Consider the following 16,102-nt stretch of genomic DNA (forward strand, 5'->3'; position numbering starts at 1 on the left):
GACGCCGGCGACCTGGAGAAGGTCGTGCTGGCCAGGGACCTCATCGCCAGCTGCACGCAGCCGGTCGACGTGCGGTGGCCCCTTCGTCAGCTCGCTCGTGACTACTCGATGTGCTGGACCTTCCACGTCGACGGGCTCTTCGGCGCGACACCGGAGATGCTCGTCCGCCGCGAGCGGGGCCTCGTGACCTCGCGGGTGCTGGCGGGCACCATCCGCCGTACCGGCGACGAGGTGCGCGACGCGGCCCTCGCCGGCACCCTCGCCCGGTCGTCGAAGGACCTCGAGGAGCACGAATACGCGGTCCGCTCGGTCGCCGACGCCCTCGAGCCGCACTGCTCCTCGATGAACGTGCCCGAGGTGCCCTTCGTCCTGCACCTCCCCAACGTGATGCACCTCGCCACGGACGTGGCCGGGGTGGTCCACGACGCCGCGACGGTCTCCTCGTTGCTGCTGGCCGAGGCGCTGCACCCGTCCGCCGCGGTGGGTGGCACACCGAGCGCGCCCGCACTCCGCCTGATCAGCGAGATCGAGGGAATGGACCGCGGCCGCTATGCCGGACCGGTCGGCTGGATCGACTCCCACGGGGACGGCGAGTGGGGCATCGCGCTGCGCTCGGCGGAGATCAGCGGCAACACCGTCCGGCTCTTCGCGGGCTGCGGCATCGTGGCCGACTCCGTCCCGGAGGCCGAACTGGCCGAGTCGCAGGCGAAGTTCGTGCCCGTCCGGGACGCCCTCACCACCTGATCCCGCCGGTCAGTCACAATTTAGTAGACCTTCGCCCCCCCGTTATGGTGATGAAGCCCTCCGACGGATGCAGGGGGACTTCACACGCACCCGAGCGAAGAGAGATTTCATGTCTAACCGCCGCGCAGTGGCTGGAACGTTCGCCGCGCTGCTCATGCCCACCTCGCTGCTGATGGTCACCGCGACCACCACAGCCGACGCCGCCACCTCGACCGACACGAGCGCCATCCAGGCCAGGGCCAAGGCCAAGAGCAAGGCCAAGCTGGTCGCCATGCCGCAGATCGTGCAGCAGGGCCGCACCCCGGCGAGCGCCAACGCCGCCAAGGCCGCCCTGACCGCCACCGTGAGGCCCGCCAAGGCCGGCCGCCCGGTCGCCCTCCAGGTGAAGAAGGGCTCGAAGTGGAAGACGGTCAGCAAGACCAAGCTGACCTCCAAGGGGCTCGCCGAGTTCGGCGCCCCGATCTCCAAGAGTGGGCAGGCCCTCACCTACCGCGTCACCGCTGCCAGCTTCAAGGGCGCCGCTGCCGTGACCAGCAAGCCGGTCAGCACCTCGCGGTGGCTGACTGCGACCTTCACCGATGACTTCTCCGGTTCCACCCTCAGCCCGACCTGGAACCACCGTGGAGTCGCCTACGAGCCGTCCAGCCTGCGTGAGTGCTCCAAGGGCAGCCCGAGCGCCGTCTCCGTCAGCGGCGGCACCGTCAAGCTCTCGGTGATCAAGGACCCGGCCCGCAGCGCCGAGAAGTGCGTCGCCAAGAAGGACGGCAAGTCGACCGGCAAGTTCGCCTACCGCCTCAACGGCCACATCGGCACCGAGGGTGCCCTGTCGATGCGCTACGGCTTTGCGGCTGCTCGCATCAAGACGCACAAGCTCCGCGGCCAGCACGGCGGCTTCTGGATGCGGCCGACCGTCGCCGGTGGCGGCGACCCGCGCGCCGAGATCGACGTCATCGAGTACTTCGGTGACCAGCACCCCGAGGGTGGACTGACCTCGTTCATCTACTCCACCAAGAACAACCAGGCGGTCAAGACCGGATCGTGGATCAAGAACTCCACGTCCTTCCTCAAGAACCGCAAGGACCGCTGGTCGAAGAACTACCACGTCTTCTCGGTCGAGTGGACCCCGTCGGTCTACATCTTCCGCATCGACGGCAAGGAGACCTGGCGCACGAAGGTCGGCGTCTCCAACCAGCAGCAGTTCCCGATCCTGAGCCTGCTCAGCTCCGACTACGAGCTCTCGCAGATGAAGGGCGGCGACGCCAAGCTGCCCCAGACGATGAACGTCGACTGGGTGCGGCTCTGGCAGGCCTGATCTTCCCTGTTTGAGTACGGCGACGCGCCGTCCCGCTTCGGCGGGGCGGCGCGTTCCGCATCCACCCTCAGCCCGTGAGGTGGTGGACGAAGCACCAGCGCCAGTCCTCGCCCGGCTGGGCGGACTGCATGACGGGGTGCGTGGTGTCGTGGAAGTGCTCGGTGGCGTGCCGGTGCGGGGAGGAGTCGCAGCAGGCGACGTTCCCGCAGTCCAGGCAGCGCCGCAGGGACACCCAGTGCGAGCCCAGCGCCACGCACTGCTCGCAGGAGAGCTGCTCGGAGGCACTCGCCACGGTCGCGGGCCCGGCGGCGGCGAGGTGGTCACAGGAGTCGCCGGCCGCGACCCGGACCGCCCGGACGGTCGTCGCGTCGTCGTCGAGCTCCGCGACGTCGAGCATCGACTCCTCGACGTCGAGGGTCCTCAGGACGTCGCGCACGACCTCGCTGGCGACCACGCCGCTGTCACGGACCTCGAGCACCTTCGCTCGCTCGGCAGCGATCATCACCAGCCGTGCCCGGGCGTAGAGGCTGCTCGGTGACTCCTGCCCGGGGGTGGTGGAGAGCTGCTCCCACGCCGCGAAGTTGCGCTGCTCCACGCGCTGCCGGAGCAGGTCTGAGACCCCGTGCGGGTCGTCGTGCTCCAGCTCGTCGAGGGCGCCGAAGCCAGCCTTGGAGGCCTGCTGCAGCAGCGCCGCCCGCGCCAGGGCGTCCTCGAGCGGGTCCGGAGGCGGTGCTCCCAGCCGGCGGGCGAGCCAGGGCAGGGACAGTCCTTGGAGGAACAACGTCCCGGCCACCACGGTGAAGGCGATCAGGAGCAGGACCTCGCGGTGCTCGGTCTCCTCGGGGATGACGAACGCGGCTGCCAGCGTCACCACGCCGCGCATGCCAGCCCAGCCGATGATGACAGTGTCCCGCCAGGGTGCGACGCCGCTGGTGGCCGGCTCGCTGCCGGGGCGGACCAGCAGCGAGCGCGCGCCGAGGACCCAGAGCAGACGGAGCGCGACCGTGGCGAGCAGGGCGCCGAGGCACACTCCCGTGATCCGCGCCGGGGAGATGTCGCTCTCGGCGGCACCCTCGAGGATCCAGCGGGCCTGGAGGCCGATGAGCAGGAAGACGGTGTTCTCCAGCAGGAAGGCCACGGTCCGCCAGTTGATCCTTTCGGCGATCCGCGACTGCGCCGACTGGATGATCGGGGCCTTGTGGCCGAGCAGCAGACCGGTGACGACGACCGCGATGACTCCGGAGGACTCGAGCTCCTCAGCGAGGAGGTAGGCCACGAAGGGCGTGACGAGCGAGATCGCGGTGTCCATCAAGGGGTCAGTGACGAGCTTGCGGAGCTTGGCCACGACGACGAACACGATGAAGCCGAGAGCAGCGCCGCCGACGGAGGCCCAGAGGAAGTCGAGGCCCACCTCGACGGCGTGCACGCCCACTGACGCGGTCGCGAGCGCCGTACGCAGCGAGACGAGGGCCGTGGCGTCGTTGAGCAGGGACTCGCCCTCCAGGATGGTGACGACCCGGCGAGGCAGGCCGATCCTGCGTGCGATCGCGGTGGCCGCGACGGCGTCTGGAGGCGCCACCACCGCGCCGATGGCGATCGCGATGGGCCACGAGATGCTCGGCACGACGAGGTGGACCACTGCCCCGACGCCGAAGGCGGTGAAGACGACAAGACCGACCGAGAGGAAGAGGATCGGGCGCCGGTTGGCGTTGAAGTCGACCAGCGACGTCTGGATCGCCGCCGCATAGAGCAGGGGTGGAAGCAGCCCCAGCAGCACGATCTCCGGCTCGAGACGGACCTCCGGAACGAACGGCAGGAAGGTGCCGGCGAGGCCGAGGGCGATGAGCAGCAGCGGCGCGGGCACGTCGAGCCGGTCGGCCAGGGCAGCACCGGCCAGCACCACGACGACGAGCGCGACCAGGAAAAGGGCGATCTCCACCCCGGGAGTCTCTCAGGCGTGCGTCGGCGGCGGCGACGCGTGTATCAGGGAGCCTGCTCCGCTGCGGGTGGAGTACGTGAGGAACTCGCGACCCTCGCCGGGAGGGAGGATGAACGATGCCGGGGCCCGGCCGAGGACCTCGCCGTCGAGGTGCGCACTGACGTGCACGTTGCGGTCGGCGGGGATCTCCCACGACACCGGGCCCGGCACGACGACGTACTGGCGTCCGTCGATGCTGACGATCGGATACCACTTCACGAGCGCTTTGGAGTTGAGGCTGAGGTCGATCGTCAGCAGGCGCCTCGGTCCGGTGTGGAACTCGACGTAGGGGATGACGCCGGGGGTTGCCCCGAGGTCGCTCGGGCGGAAGGGTTCGGTGGTCATGGATGACAGCCTGCCCCGGGCCGCCGTGGATAATCCCCCGGGTGCGAGGAGTCGGGGTCGTGGGCAGGCTCGCCCTGGGCGTCCTTGCGCTGCTGGGTCTTCTCGTGATGGCCGCCGGGGCCGCCGTTGCCGGGGTCGTGGGCTCCGACGACACGGTCTTCAACCGCCCCACCGACCTCGGCGAGGACGGGCGCCCGGTCCTCACTGCCCCAGACCTCCTGGCCTATGACGGCATCACGGTCACGCTGCGCGCGTCTGCGCCCGACGGTGTCTTCATCGGTACGGCGCACCCGGTGGACGTGGCGGACTTCGTCGGCGACTCGTCCCGGATCCGGCTGACCCGGGTGACCCGCTCCGGCGTCGTCGCGGAGGACGCAGGCTCCACCGAGCCCGTACGTCCCGCGTCGGCGGACTTCTGGACCAGCTCGATGACAGGCGACGGCGTGGAGGAGCTGACCCTCGACCGCGACTCGGCTGCGACCCAGTGGATGATCGCTCCGGTCACTGGCCAGGGACCCACCACGGTGTCCTTCGGGGTGACGGTCCCCGGGCTGTTCCGCGCAGCACTGGTCGCCTTCGGCCTCGGTGCCCTGGTGCTCCTGGCATGCGTCGAGGTGCTGCTCCGCTGGCGTCGGACCCCGCCATCACCACCTCACCCCATCCTCGAGACGTTTGCGGTGATCGACAGACCCGCCGGAAATCCGGCCGGCAGGCCCGCTGGCAGGCACCGGGCCCAGCGGACGGCGCTCGCCATGGCCGTCGTCCTGTCCGCGACGGGCTGCACGTGGGAGGACCTCGTGCCCGCGAAGCGACAGTCCGAGGAGCTCGCGGCGACGAAGGTCGCGTTGACGAGGGCCGAGCTGCCGGCTCTCCTCGCGTCCTACGACAGCCGGGCGCGCAAGGCCACCGAGGCCGCCCAGCCGCCCCGCTACACCGCGGAGCTGTGGCGGCTCGCCGACCGTGGGCCGGCGCTGGAGAGCGACCTCTTCGGCACCCACGTGGCCCGGCTGACGGGGGTCGGCGGCCCTTCGCCCATCACGCACGCGCCGGTGGGCGTCTACGCGCCGCGGTTCACGTCCTACCCGATGTGGTCGCTCGTCGCGTCGGCGACGGGTGACGACAAGGGCATCGACCTGTTCACCAAGGCGTCCGTCCAGGCACCGTGGCTGCGTCAGGCCGGCACCACGCTCTCGCGCGGCCTCCCCGAAGCGGGCCGCGCGGCCCGACCGGCGAGCAGTGGGCAGGCGGGGGCAGCGACCGCGATCTGGCGCACCTACCTGCGCTCGGGCACCACCGACGACGCCTTGGTGCTCGACCCCGACTCCCAGGAGTGGCGCGACACCGTCGCCGACCTCGGCAGCCGAGCGATGTTCCGCGGCTACACCGTCTCGGCCGAGCCCGCCGGCAAGAGCGGCCTGTCGCGCGTCGTGCAGGTCGACGACGGAGCACTGGCGATCGTGGCGCTGCGGGTGACGACCCGGCTGAAGGGACGGCCCGACCTGCAGGTGCGGTGGGCGCCGCCATACGGGAAGTATCGCCCCAGCGGCGACGGCGTCCTGTCCTTCGCGCACCTTGCCGTCGGCGTGATCCACCTGCCCTCGAAGGGACCTGCGCGGTTGCTGGGCGCGACTTTCAGCGAGGTCGCGGTCACGCCCTGAGGGCGCGGATCCGCGAATCCAGATCCCGGCGGTTGTCCCGACGGACGACGGCCTCGACCACCTCGATGCCGCCGTTGGGCGTGGCCAGTGCCTGCTCGAGCTCCGCCGGGCTGGCCACCCTCAGGTGCGGCGTCCGCGTCGCGGCGCACAGACTGGCGATGTCGACGTCGTGCGGGGTGCCGAAGAGGGCGTCGTAGCGGTCGGCGAACTCGGGTGCGCCCTGCTCGAGCATCGAGAAGATCGACCCGCCGTTGTCGTTGACCACCACGATCGTGAGGTCGGGCCGCGGTTGCGCCGGGCCGAGGATCAGCCCGGTCGCGTCGTGCAGGAACGTCACGTCCCCCATCAGCGCCAGCGCCCGGCTCGTGCGCGGTCGCCCGAGGGTGGCGCCGATCGCGCTGGACACGGTGCCGTCGATACCCGCGAGCCCCCGGTTGGCGATCACCTTGCGCCGGTCGCCGACGTCATAGCGCGCGGCCATCAGGTCCAGGTCGCGGATGGGGCTGGACGCGCCGACCCAGAGCAGTCCGCCGGGCGGCACTGCTCGGCTGACAGCACCGGCCACGTCGTACGGCGTGAGGTCAGCCTCCGCCCTCAGCAGCTCGTCCAGCTGCCGACCCACCGACCTGTCGGCCGCGACCCACGCGTCGAACCAGGCCGTGTCCCTCGACTCGGCGGTCGTCGCACGGGCGACGGCCCGGTCGACCGCGAAGGGCCGCTCGCGCCACAGGCCTCGGTCCTCGACGTCCCACACCTCCACGTCGTCGCGGGAGAGGAGGCGGCTCACCGGGCGCGACAGCGTCGGGTGACCGGCGACGACCACCCGCTCCACCTGCTCGCCGAGTTCGCCGTCGAGGAGCAGGCGGTAGGTGCGAAGGGCATGCGTGCCGGTGCGTGACCCGCTGGTCGGCTCGGCCAGGAGCGGCCACTGGCCGCGCTGGGCGAGCACCCGCGCCGACGGGCCGGCGTCGTCCCCGGCGACCACGACCGTCCGCGGACCGTGCGGGATCTCGACCTCGTCGTGACGCGGAGCGCGCGGCTCCACCAGCGCGACCGGGGGGACCGGCCAGGTGTCCGTGGGCACGAGCGGGTCGTCGAGCTGCACGTTGAGGTGCAGCGGCAGCCCACGACCGCCGAGGAGTCCGTCGACCTCGGTCCGCTGGTCCGGGTCTGCGACGTCGAGGAACTCGAGTCCCGGGATCATCCGCACCTGGTCGGTCGTCTGGTTGGCGCTGGTGCCGCGGAGGCGGGCCGGGCGGTCCGCGGTGACCAGGACGAGAGGCACTCCGGCGTGTGCCGCCTCGAGGGCCGCCGGGTGGAAGTTGGCCACGGCCGTCCCGCTGGTGCAGATCACTGCTGCGGGACGGCGCGACACCTTGGCCAGGCCCAGCGCGAGGAAGGCCGCCGTACGTTCGTCGATGCGCGTGTGCAGCCGCAGAGCGCCGGCCTCGGCCGCGGCGAAGGCAGCGAAGGACAGCGGTGCGTTGCGGGAGCCGGGCGCGATGACCACGTCGGTGACCCCGGCCTGCACGAGGGCGGCCACGACTGTGCGCGCCAGCTCGGTCGACGAGGTCACAGCCCGAGATCCTGCCGTACGGCGCGGAGGCGACTCTCCCAGTGGGCGCGTCTCGCCGGCGACGCGGAGACCCGGGCCACCGCTGCGTCGTCCACCTCGACCGGCCTGACCGCCAGCATCCCGTCGACGGGCAGCAGCGGACTGATCGCGACGTCGTCGCTCAGCAGCTGGACCGTGGCCAGCCCGCAGGCGTGCTCCAGCGACGGCAGCGCCGCAGCCAGGGCGACGCCGGCAGCGATGCCGATACTCGACTCGACCGCGCTCGACACCACGACTGGCATGCCGATGTCCTCGGCGATGCGCAGGCAGGCGCGCACGCCACCGAGCGGCTGGACCTTGAGCACCGCTATGTCCGCTGCGGCGAGGTCCCGCACCCGATAGGGGTCCGCGGCACGCCGGATCGACTCGTCAGCAGCGATCCGAACGTCTACGACCCGACGAACTGCGGCGAGCTCCTCGACGCTCTCGCAGGGCTGCTCGACGTATTCGAGGCCACCGGCCGCCCGGTCCAGCAGCCCGATCGCGCGGGTCGCCTCGTCCAGGTCCCACCCTCCGTTGGCATCGACCCGGATCAGCCCGCCGGCGCCGAGGGCGTCGCGGACGGCTTCGACGCGGGCGATGTCGTCGGCCAGCGTCCGGCCGCCGCGTTCGGCGACCTTCACCTTCGCCGTCGTGCAGCCACCGGCGCGCACGATCTCGTGGGCCTGCTCGGGGCTGCAGGCGGGCACGGTGACGTTGACAGGCACGGTGTCACGCAGCGGCGTGGGCCAGTCGCCGGCGGCGGCCTCCAGGGCGCACTGCAACCACGGGGCGGCGACCTCGGAGTCGTACTCCAGGAACGGGCTCCACTCCCCCCAGCCCACCGCCCCTCTGATCAGCATCCCCTCGCGGACGGTGATGCCCCGGAAGGTCGTGCGCAGCGGGATCGAGAAGACGTGCGTCACGCGCTCCTCCTGAGGCACTCGCGGTCGACCTTGCCCGTGGGCAGGAGCGGAAGCTCAGGGAGTACGACGACCTGTCGCGGCGCCCACGAGCGCGGGTGCACCTCGGCCACCCAGTCGCGCAGGTCCTCGTCGCGGCCCACGACGAAGGCCACCACCCGCGAGCCCCATTCCTCGTCGGGGACACCGAGGACCTCCACCGCCTCCACGCCGGGGTGCTCGCGCAGTCGCGCGGCCACTGCGGGCAGGGGGACGTTGACCCCGCCGCTGATCACCACGTCATCGATGCGTCCGAGCACCTGGAGCCGCCCGTCGTCGTCGAGCCGGCCGGCGTCCGCGGTGACGAACCACCCGTCGACGAGCGTCTCGGCGGTCAGCGCAGGGTCGCCGTCGTAGCCGTCGAACACCGTGGGGCCGCCGACCCGGATCCGCCCGTCCGTCCCCAGCGCGAGGGCCACCCCGTCGAGCGGCACTCCGTCGTAGACGCAACCTCCAGCGGTCTCGGAGGCGCCGTACGTCGCGACCACGCGGAGTCCTTCAGCGGTCGCTCGGGACCTGAGCGCCGGGTCGATGGGGCCGCCCCCGAGCAGGATCGTGTGCACCGCACGGAGCGCCTCGACCTGGGCGGGCCGGTCGAGGAGCCGGTGGAGCTGGGTCGGCACGAGGGAGGTGAACAGGGTGGTCTCCGGCCCCGTTCCCAGCGCCCCGGCGAAGTCGAGGTCGCTGACCAGGAGGGGATCGTGACCGGCTAGTACGGAGCGGGCGATGACCTGCACGCCTGCGACGTACGACGCCGGCAACGCCAGCAGCCACTGCCCCCGGGCCCCGAGGCGACGGGCGCTCGCCTCGACCGAGGCCACGACCGCGGACCTGGACAGGACGACCCGCTTGGGTCGGCCCGTCGACCCCGAGGTCTCGATGAGCAGCCGCTCGGGCTGCGAGTCGACCAGCCAGGCGCTCAGCTGGCCGATGGCCGTCACTGTGTCGTCGGATGGCCTGAGGAACTTCACCCCTGCACGCTATCCGTCGCCTCCTTGGTCAACCATTTGGGCACAAATTCTCACAATTCATCGAAGGCGCCCTTGCCCGTGTCTATGCTGGTGATTCCACTCCTGTACGGGAGGCCCGAACTCAGTCTCGAGGGAGGGGGAGGATGGCGAGTTTGGGTGGCTTCGGCCCGACCCTCACCCCGGCCATGAGCGTGGCATCACCTCGCCGCGCCAGCGGAGGACTATTCGTAGTATTCCGCTGGCGCGGTCCACGTCATTTCGGGCCCACCTCAGCGCAGGAGACGGCCCAGCAGGTCGTCCAGGCTGGTCCGCTGGTCCTGCCCGTCTGTGAGCGGCCGCGTCGTGACCTGGTCGACGAGCCGCTGGGCGAGCTCACCGACCTTCAGGTCGCTCTTGTCGGCATGCTCCCGCAACCTCGCGAAGGCCACCACGTCGTCGCACCCGTGGGCGGCCATGACGATGCCCTTCGCCTGGTCGACCACCGAGCGGGCCTCCGCGACACGGACCAGGGCGTTCTCGCCCTCGGACGGGCCCTGCCTTTCCCGCACCCCCGTCAGGTCGACGAAGTAGCCCGTCACGGACTCCACGCGGCCGTTCGGTCCGAGCGTGCCGCGACCCACGGAGAGCACGTAACGGACCTCTTCGTCCGCACTGATGATGCGGTGGTAGCAGCTGAAGGGGAGTCCGTCACTCGTGACGGCCTCAAGGGCCTCGAAGGCCCGGAGGGCATCGTCGGGGTGCTTGTGCTTGAGCATCAGGTCGGTCGTCGCCGGCATGGCGCGGGGCTCGTAGCCGTGGAGCTCGTACATCCCGTCCGACCACGACCAGACGTCGTCCTCGACGAAGTAGGAGAAGTAACCCACCGGGGTGTTGTTGGGCCGACCGTCAAAACTCAACTCGCCCATGGGTCCTCCCGACGTCATGCGTGCCCTCCCTCAGACGATATCCACGTCGAGGGCCGATGGCTACACGGATCAGCCGGCGCGGGCGTCGCTGGAGAGGTTCATGGCGACCGACCCCGTCGAGTCGTCCGCAGCGACCAGGTCCGACACCGCGTCGAGCAGCGCGAGGTCCCAGTGCTGGATGACCTCTGTCCGAAGCTCCTGGGCGTCCTCTGCGAAGTCGGCTGGGTCGAGCCCGGCCCCCCATGCGGCGTCGGCGTAGGCCGCGACGTCATCGGCATCGGCGACTTCGGCAGCGCTGACGAAGCGCGCCGCGCGATCGAGGCGCGACATGTGCTGGTCGAAGACGTCGTCGTCGATGACCGGGAGCAGCTCGCGCAGCTCGAGCGCGACCTCACTGTGGGTCGCGGGGGGCAGCACGCCGTCACCCACCGTGGCGCGCGCACTCAGCCGGCTGGCCAGTCGAAGGCCCTCGACGAAGCGGTCATCGCGGCGAGTCGCGCGCCCGGCATCGGCGAGCGACGGCAGACCGCGCAGCCCGGCCTCTCCCCTGCTCCGTGTGCCCATCCGCCCACGCTAGCCATCAGTGCCGGCAGCGTCCACCACCCCAAGGGCGCTACCGCGGGCCAGGGAGCTTCGCTAGTTTTCAACCATGGGAATCATGAAGAAGGTAGGCGCCCTCGGAGTCGCCAGGATGGTCTACACCGAGGCTCGCAAGCCGCACAACCAGGCAAAGATCAGGCACGCGATGCAGACGGTCAAGGAGCGACGCAGCCGGGGAGCCCGCCCGCGCTGATGCTGGCCAACGCTGCTCGAGGTGGCCCACGCTGGGCGGCATGACAGGTCAGGACCAAGCTCCGCCGCTCTTGATGCGCGACCTGTTCGGCTGGTACTCCATGACGCTGCTGGGCCTGGATCTCAGGACAGGCCTGCTCGAGGCCTTGCTCGAGGCCCCCGGGGGCTGCGGAAGAGGTGCCCGCGCGAGCGGGGGTCGATCAGCGCAACGCCTTTGAGTGCTGCGAGCAGTGACCGCCGGCGGCCACGCGTCCCACCAGGACGGCGTCTTCACCGTCTCCCCCGAGACGGCGTTCCTACTGAGTCCCGCGTTCCCGGTCGACGTGCGCTCGGTGCACCACCTCGGAGATCCGCTGCCGGTCCTGCAGCAGATCCCGCAAGGTCCTCACCAGCGGCGGCGTCGTGATGATCGCGGAAACAGGTATGTCGGCGACCTCTACCGGGACGCCACCAACCCGTTCTCGGTCGTCACCTACGGAGCCGGGCTCATCTACTGCCTGCAGGAGAACCTGTACTCAGGAGGAGCGGGAATCTCTGGAGGCGACGGCCTCGACTGGATCACCCGGGCCTTGGATGAGGCGGGATTCGGCTCGATCCTGGTCAAGCCCTCGGAGACTGGCTACGCGATCATCACGGCCACGCCCACGGCTTGAGTACGAATACCGTCCCGTCCTCCCCGTTCTGCGCCCATGATGGCGCCATGAGCGATACCTCCACCCTGGTCCAGCGACGCGGCATCCGGGGGTTGGTCACCCACCCCCAGTTCGCCTCCGGGACGGCCTGCCTGCTCGGCATCCTCAGTCTGCTGACGGTGCTGTGCTTCCACTTCCCGCAGGCGCTCACCAGCCAGGAGTTCCGCGCCGTCTACACGGAGGGCTTCGCGCGGGACATGCTCCTCGTCGGTCTCGTGCTGACCTACATCTCCGGCACCGTCGCCATCCTCCAAGGCCACCACCGCCGCTATGCGTTCACCGGCCTCGCGAGCGGCACCCTGGCCCTCCTGCTCGGCGGGACCACGGTCCAGTTCGAGAAGATCAACCAGACGCCGTACTCGCTCGGACTGGACTGGTTCGTGCTGGCGCTGTTCTTCTCGGCGCTCGTCTTCATCCCGCTCGAGCACCACTTCGCCCGGCGCCCGGTGGCGGTGTTCCGCGACGGGTGGCGCACGGACGCCGTCTACTTCTTCATGAGCCACGTGCTGGTCCAGTTCATCCTGCTCATGGTCACCGCCTCCACCTCCATCGTCGTCGGCGCCGCACACATGCCCGACGTGCAGGCCTTCGTAGGTGCCCTGCCCTTCATCGTCCAGTTCCTCCTGGCCGTCTTCTTCGCAGACCTCGCGCAAGCGTTGCTGCACCGCTGCTACCACCGCATCACCACCTTGTGGAAGTTCCATTCGGTGCATCACTCCAGCCGTGACCTCGACTGGCTCGCCGGGTCACGCGTCCACCTGGTCGAGACCGTCCTGACCCGCAGCATCGTGGTCCTGCCGCTGCTGGCGCTGGGGCTCGAGCAGCCCGTGGTGAACGCCTACGCCGTCCTCGTCGGGCTGCAGGCCGTGGTCGCCCACGCGAACATCGACATCCGGTTCGGGTGGCTCGAATATGTGATCACCCTCCCGCGCTACCACCACTGGCACCACGCCCGCCACAAGGAGTACTGGGACTGCAACTACGCGATCCACCTCCCTCTCGTGGACATGCTGATGGGTACGTTCAAGCTGCCGCGCGACCACAGCTGGCCCGAGGAGTACGGCGTCTTCACCCTCGAGTCCGTCCCGCGCGGCTTCGTCGCCCAGCACGCCATGCCGTTCCGCCGCCAAGCGGCCTACGAGGACTACGTGCGCTGAGCCACAGGCCATCTCGGGATAACCTGAACCGTGTTCCATGTGATGTTCCTCGAGCCCCGCATCCCGCAGAACACCGGGAATGCGATCCGGCTGGCCGCCGGCACGGGAGTCACCCTGCACCTGGTCGAACCCCTCGGCTTCGACCTGAGCGAATCGAAGCTGAAGCGCGCGGGGCTGGACTACCACGACCTGGCATCGATGGAGGTGCACCCTGACCTCGACGCAGCCCTGGGGAGCGCGGCGCTGACGTCGTCGAGGGTCTTCGCCTTCACCGCCCACGCCACCCGGTGGTACACCGAGGTCGAGTTCCGACCGGGCGACGTGCTGCTCTTCGGACCTGAGCCGACCGGCCTGTCGGACGACGTGCTGAGCCACCCGCGAGTCACCGATCGGCTCCGGATCCCGATGCTCGAGGGCCGTCGGTCACTGAACCTCGCCAACTCCGCGGCCGTGGTGATGTATGAGGCCTGGCGTCAACAGGGATTCCCGGGCGCGCACTAGGCGTCAGCCGGCGAAGGCGGCCCGCCCCTGCATGGCCGAGGTGACGAGGTTGCTCGAGGGCAGCGCGTGGCCGGCGCGGACAGCGTCTGCCCAGGCCTCGGTGGAGCTGACAGCGGCGACGTTGGAATGGAGCAGCACCAGCAGGACCTCGTGGAGGACCTCAGCGCGTACCTTGCCCATCTCATTGGCCAGGTGGATGGCGCCCGTGGCGTCGGAGAGCACTTCAGCGGCCAGACCGAGAGCCTCTGCCCCCAAGGCGGTGGCGATGTCGCAGTTGATGGTCATGTGGCCGACCACCGTGATGGTGTCGACTCCCTGCCCGCGCAGCCACTCGGCGACATCGGTGCCGGCGAACACACTGCTCTTCTCCTTCGTGACTTCTCTTCCACGAGGGCTGGAGCCTCTTCTCGACCTCAGAGTGCAGCGCCCACCCGGCGGACCCGGCCGCAAAGACCGGAGAGCCAGCGGACTGCTCGTGCTGCACCACCACGACAGGAAGGCCGTGCTCGGTCGCCACCTCGACGGCTCGGACGATGTTGGCCAAGGACTCATCGCGGGGCGGGTACTGCACCTGGAGTGGGCCGTCGAAGTACTCCTGCTGGACATCGATGACGACAAGGGCGCGGCGGGGGCTGCTTATGGGTTCTCCTCAGTGAGATGTGCTGACCAGGACAGCCTCACGCGCTCCCACCGACTAGCGTGAGCGGCTGTTGAGACCACCTTCGATGGACTCGGGCCACACATGCAGATCGGCGTGCACGCGTTCAGCGGTATGACGATGTTCCACCTCGCCGCCCCGCTGCTTGTGTTCGGCGAGGTCGGCCGCCTTGGCCTGGCGGCCGGGTGGGACACCATCGTGTGGACCAAGGACGGGCGGGCGATTCGCACCGCTGAAGGCCTGGTCATCGACGACGTCCAAGGGCCTTCGAGCGTCGCCGCGGCCGACCTCCTGATCTTCGCGCCGTGGCCCAACGACCTCCCGCCCGCCGGCCCGACACTCACGTCCCTCATCAGCGCAGCCCACGCCCGCGGAGCCGGCATCGTGGGCCTCTGCCTCGGAGCCTTCGCCGTGGTCGACGGCCTGCCTCTCGAAGGCAGGAGCGTCGTGACCCACTGGGCAGCGACTTCTCAGCTCGGCGAGCGGCGGCCCGGTGTACAGGTCGATCCGGTGGCTCTCTACCTGGACCACGGCGACGTCCTCACCTGCGCCGGGACCGCGTCGGCACTGGATGCGTGTCTCCACATCGTCCGCTCCCACCTCGGCGCCGCCGCAGCCACGACCGGGGCGCGCCACCTCGTCATCGCTCCGTACCGCGAAGGCAACCAGGCGCAGTACGTCGATCGCCCGGTGCCGGAGCCAGGAGGGGTCGGCCACCTGGGGCCCACCCTCGACTGGGCCCTCGAACACCTCGAGCTGGACCTCGGCGTGGATCAGCTCGCCGATCACGCAGGCATGAGTCGCAGGAACTTCACCCGCCGGTTTTGGGAGGTCACGGCACCACGCCCGCGAGGTGGTTCCTGGCACGCCGGCTCGACGAGGCACGCAGCCTCCTCGAGACCACCACGTGGCCGATGACGCGCATCGCTGCCACGTGCGGGTTCCAGAGCGTCGTCACCTTTTGCCAGAACTTCGTCTCGGCGTATGCCACCACGCCGACCTACTACCGGGACAGGTTTGCCGCGGGCTGACGAGGAGCCCGCAGCCTAGCCTCGACCGCTGTGACCACCTCTCTACGCGAGATCACCGCCGACAACGAGGCAGTCGTGCGCACTCTCCGCACCACCCCCGACCAGGAGCAGTTCGTCTCCACCGTCGACTACACCCTGCGGGAAGCCGCCAACGAGCCTGAGGGCAACCCCTGGCTCCGTGCCATCTACGCAGACGACCTGCCCGTCGGCCTCGAGGGCAGCCCGGCGGGCTTCTACGCCCGACTCGGCTTCGTCGCGACTGGTGAGCACAATTCCGATGGGGAGATCGTCCTGCGCCTACCCCTGCAGGAGTAAGGAACGCAGCCAGGATCAGCCTGCGAGTGCCTGCTCGATCTCGGCGATGGCGGCGCTCTCCTTCGCCGAGGTGTCGTCGGCCGCAGCGGCGACGTCCTTCGCCGACTCGAGCACGACCTGCTTGTATTCCTCGACGAGCTGCGGAGCCTTCTGCTTCAGGATGCCGACGGCCTGCCTCAGCAGCTCGAAAGTGCGTGCGTTGACCTGCTCCATGCCGCCGGACGGCATCTCGGGGAGGCCGCCGGTGACGAGCTTCTGCACCTCGGGCGAGGCGCCCTGGACCGCGTTGCTCGCTGCGAAGGACTCCTTGAACGTGTCGAAGAAGCCCGGCTCCGCCTGGGCAACGAGGGCGCCCGCGCGCAGTGCGGCGGACCGGACGGTCTTCTGCTCGTCCTCGGTGAGGGCGGCCGTGGGCTGTTGCGACGACTCCGTCATGCGCTGCTCCTTCTGGCTGACGGGCACCGGACTGTGCCCGTCGCTCCTGTCT

At 70.1% G+C, this 16,102-nt stretch carries 19 protein-coding genes and 1 pseudogene; 10 read left to right on the plus strand and 10 right to left on the minus strand.

The genetic code is table 11. The features are described from left to right. Both JWN68_RS17940 and JWN68_RS17945 read left to right on the plus strand, forming a co-directional pair. The coding region (locus tag JWN68_RS17940) for an isochorismate synthase (protein WP_297741488.1) at nucleotides 1-744 on the plus strand (744 nt) is incomplete at its 5' end. Between the two features lie 109 nt (nucleotides 745-853). Beyond that, a complete protein-coding gene (locus JWN68_RS17945) occupies nucleotides 854-2,056 on the plus strand; it encodes a glycoside hydrolase family 16 protein (RefSeq protein WP_297741490.1) in 1,203 nt (400 codons plus the stop codon). 67 nt (nucleotides 2,057-2,123) lie between these two features. On the opposite strand, the gene JWN68_RS17950 is transcribed toward JWN68_RS17945, so the two are convergent. Together JWN68_RS17950 and JWN68_RS17955 are read right to left on the minus strand one after the other, a co-directional pair. After that, nucleotides 2,124-3,995 carry a Na+/H+ antiporter gene (locus JWN68_RS17950; protein ID WP_297741492.1) on the minus strand — a complete coding sequence of 624 codons (1,872 nt, stop codon included), beginning with the start codon at nucleotides 3,993-3,995 and terminating at the stop codon, nucleotides 2,124-2,126. A gap of 12 nt (nucleotides 3,996-4,007) precedes the next feature. Then, the gene (locus JWN68_RS17955; protein ID WP_297741494.1) at nucleotides 4,008-4,379 is read right to left on the minus strand and encodes a hypothetical protein; all 372 of its coding nucleotides are present in this window, start codon (nucleotides 4,377-4,379) and stop codon (nucleotides 4,008-4,010) included. A 59-nt stretch (nucleotides 4,380-4,438) separates the two neighbouring features. On the opposite strand from JWN68_RS17955, the gene JWN68_RS17960 reads away from it, so the two are divergent. Then, nucleotides 4,439-6,037: a hypothetical protein gene (locus tag JWN68_RS17960; protein WP_297741496.1), complete on the plus strand. Its 1,599-nt coding sequence runs from the start codon at nucleotides 4,439-4,441 to the stop codon at nucleotides 6,035-6,037. Here JWN68_RS17960 and menD read toward each other — a convergent pair. The 5 genes from menD to JWN68_RS17985 all read right to left on the minus strand — a co-directional run bounded on the left by menD (nucleotide 6,027) and on the right by JWN68_RS17985 (nucleotide 11,033). After that, entirely contained in the window at nucleotides 6,027-7,613 is a 1,587-nt protein-coding gene (gene menD, locus JWN68_RS17965; protein ID WP_297741498.1) for a 2-succinyl-5-enolpyruvyl-6-hydroxy-3-cyclohexene-1-carboxylic-acid synthase, read from the minus strand. The genes JWN68_RS17960 and menD overlap by 11 nt on opposite strands. Continuing rightward, a complete protein-coding gene (locus JWN68_RS17970) occupies nucleotides 7,610-8,557 on the minus strand; it encodes an o-succinylbenzoate synthase (protein ID WP_297741500.1) in 948 nt (315 codons plus the stop codon). The genes menD and JWN68_RS17970 overlap by 4 nt, the downstream gene beginning before the upstream one ends. Next, on the minus strand, nucleotides 8,554-9,564 hold the full coding sequence (locus tag JWN68_RS17975; protein ID WP_297741502.1) for an AMP-binding protein: 1,011 nt from the start codon (nucleotides 9,562-9,564) through the stop codon (nucleotides 8,554-8,556). Before JWN68_RS17975 ends, JWN68_RS17970 begins: the two co-directional genes overlap by 4 nt. A gap of 269 nt (nucleotides 9,565-9,833) precedes the next feature. Next, nucleotides 9,834-10,469, minus strand: coding sequence for a PAS and ANTAR domain-containing protein (locus tag JWN68_RS17980; protein ID WP_297741504.1), 636 nt, complete (start codon nucleotides 10,467-10,469; stop codon nucleotides 9,834-9,836). A 69-nt stretch (nucleotides 10,470-10,538) separates the two neighbouring features. After that, a complete protein-coding gene (locus JWN68_RS17985) occupies nucleotides 10,539-11,033 on the minus strand; it encodes a hypothetical protein (protein WP_297741506.1) in 495 nt (164 codons plus the stop codon). A gap of 94 nt (nucleotides 11,034-11,127) precedes the next feature. Here JWN68_RS17985 and JWN68_RS17990 point away from each other — a divergent pair, with 94 nt between their 5' ends. From JWN68_RS17990 to JWN68_RS18005, 4 genes are all read left to right on the plus strand, one after another. Beyond that, on the plus strand, nucleotides 11,128-11,262 hold the full coding sequence (locus JWN68_RS17990; RefSeq protein WP_297741508.1) for a hypothetical protein: 135 nt from the start codon (nucleotides 11,128-11,130) through the stop codon (nucleotides 11,260-11,262). 217 nt (nucleotides 11,263-11,479) lie between these two features. Next, the gene (locus JWN68_RS17995; RefSeq protein WP_297741510.1) at nucleotides 11,480-11,914 is read left to right on the plus strand and encodes a hypothetical protein; all 435 of its coding nucleotides are present in this window, start codon (nucleotides 11,480-11,482) and stop codon (nucleotides 11,912-11,914) included. A gap of 47 nt (nucleotides 11,915-11,961) precedes the next feature. Beyond that, nucleotides 11,962-13,110 carry a sterol desaturase family protein gene (locus JWN68_RS18000; protein ID WP_297741512.1) on the plus strand — a complete coding sequence of 383 codons (1,149 nt, stop codon included), beginning with the start codon at nucleotides 11,962-11,964 and terminating at the stop codon, nucleotides 13,108-13,110. Between the two features lie 30 nt (nucleotides 13,111-13,140). Beyond that, nucleotides 13,141-13,611: a tRNA (cytidine(34)-2'-O)-methyltransferase gene (locus JWN68_RS18005; RefSeq protein WP_297741514.1), complete on the plus strand. Its 471-nt coding sequence runs from the start codon at nucleotides 13,141-13,143 to the stop codon at nucleotides 13,609-13,611. A 3-nt stretch (nucleotides 13,612-13,614) separates the two neighbouring features. Here the strand turns inward: JWN68_RS18005 and JWN68_RS18010 are convergent, their stop codons facing one another. Further along, nucleotides 13,615-14,061, minus strand: a complete 447-nt coding sequence (locus JWN68_RS18010) for an isochorismatase family protein (protein ID WP_366519833.1) — start codon at nucleotides 14,059-14,061, stop codon at nucleotides 13,615-13,617. Further along, nucleotides 14,024-14,251 (minus strand): annotated as a pseudogene (locus JWN68_RS19475) (isochorismatase family protein); the annotation flags it as partial. The gene JWN68_RS18010 and the pseudogene JWN68_RS19475, both read right to left, overlap by 38 nt. Nucleotides 14,252-14,353: 102 nt before the next feature. Between JWN68_RS19475 and JWN68_RS18015 the strand changes: the two are divergent. Genes JWN68_RS18015 through JWN68_RS18025 form a run of 3 tightly spaced genes read left to right on the plus strand, consistent with a single transcriptional unit; the run spans nucleotide 14,354 to nucleotide 15,615 of the window. Beyond that, the gene (locus JWN68_RS18015; RefSeq protein WP_297741617.1) at nucleotides 14,354-15,187 is read left to right on the plus strand and encodes an AraC family transcriptional regulator; all 834 of its coding nucleotides are present in this window, start codon (nucleotides 14,354-14,356) and stop codon (nucleotides 15,185-15,187) included. Further along, complete coding sequence (locus JWN68_RS18020) at nucleotides 15,094-15,300, plus strand: helix-turn-helix domain-containing protein (protein ID WP_297741518.1); 207 nt, start codon at nucleotides 15,094-15,096, stop codon at nucleotides 15,298-15,300. The genes JWN68_RS18015 and JWN68_RS18020 overlap by 94 nt, the downstream gene beginning before the upstream one ends. Before the next feature lie 30 nt (nucleotides 15,301-15,330). Beyond that, a complete protein-coding gene (locus JWN68_RS18025) occupies nucleotides 15,331-15,615 on the plus strand; it encodes a hypothetical protein (RefSeq protein ID WP_297741520.1) in 285 nt (94 codons plus the stop codon). A gap of 15 nt (nucleotides 15,616-15,630) precedes the next feature. Here the strand turns inward: JWN68_RS18025 and JWN68_RS18030 are convergent, their stop codons facing one another. Beyond that, complete coding sequence (locus JWN68_RS18030; RefSeq protein ID WP_297741522.1) at nucleotides 15,631-16,050, minus strand: hypothetical protein; 420 nt, start codon at nucleotides 16,048-16,050, stop codon at nucleotides 15,631-15,633. Between the last annotated feature and the right edge of the window lie 52 nt (nucleotides 16,051-16,102).

It is taken from the genome of Nocardioides sp. (assembly GCF_025964975.1).
In the GTDB taxonomy this organism is placed as follows: domain Bacteria; phylum Actinomycetota; class Actinomycetes; order Propionibacteriales; family Nocardioidaceae; genus Nocardioides.

What these genes read in the sequence shown, in the direction of transcription:
- JWN68_RS17945 (WP_297741490.1), top strand. Translation starts at nt 854, where the DNA reads ATGTCTAACCGCCGCGCAGTGGCTGGAACGTTCGCCGCGCTGCTCATG.
- JWN68_RS17955 (WP_297741494.1), bottom strand. Translation starts at nt 4,379, where the DNA reads ATGACCACCGAACCCTTCCGCCCGAGCGACCTCGGGGCAACCCCCGGC.
- JWN68_RS17980 (WP_297741504.1), bottom strand. Translation starts at nt 10,469, where the DNA reads ATGGGCGAGTTGAGTTTTGACGGTCGGCCCAACAACACCCCGGTGGGT.
- JWN68_RS17985 (WP_297741506.1), bottom strand. Translation starts at nt 11,033, where the DNA reads ATGGGCACACGGAGCAGGGGAGAGGCCGGGCTGCGCGGTCTGCCGTCG.
- JWN68_RS17990 (WP_297741508.1), top strand. Translation starts at nt 11,128, where the DNA reads ATGAAGAAGGTAGGCGCCCTCGGAGTCGCCAGGATGGTCTACACCGAG.
- JWN68_RS18000 (WP_297741512.1), top strand. Translation starts at nt 11,962, where the DNA reads ATGAGCGATACCTCCACCCTGGTCCAGCGACGCGGCATCCGGGGGTTG.
- JWN68_RS18015 (WP_297741617.1), top strand. Translation starts at nt 14,354, where the DNA reads ATGCAGATCGGCGTGCACGCGTTCAGCGGTATGACGATGTTCCACCTC.
- JWN68_RS18030 (WP_297741522.1), bottom strand. Translation starts at nt 16,050, where the DNA reads ATGACGGAGTCGTCGCAACAGCCCACGGCCGCCCTCACCGAGGACGAG.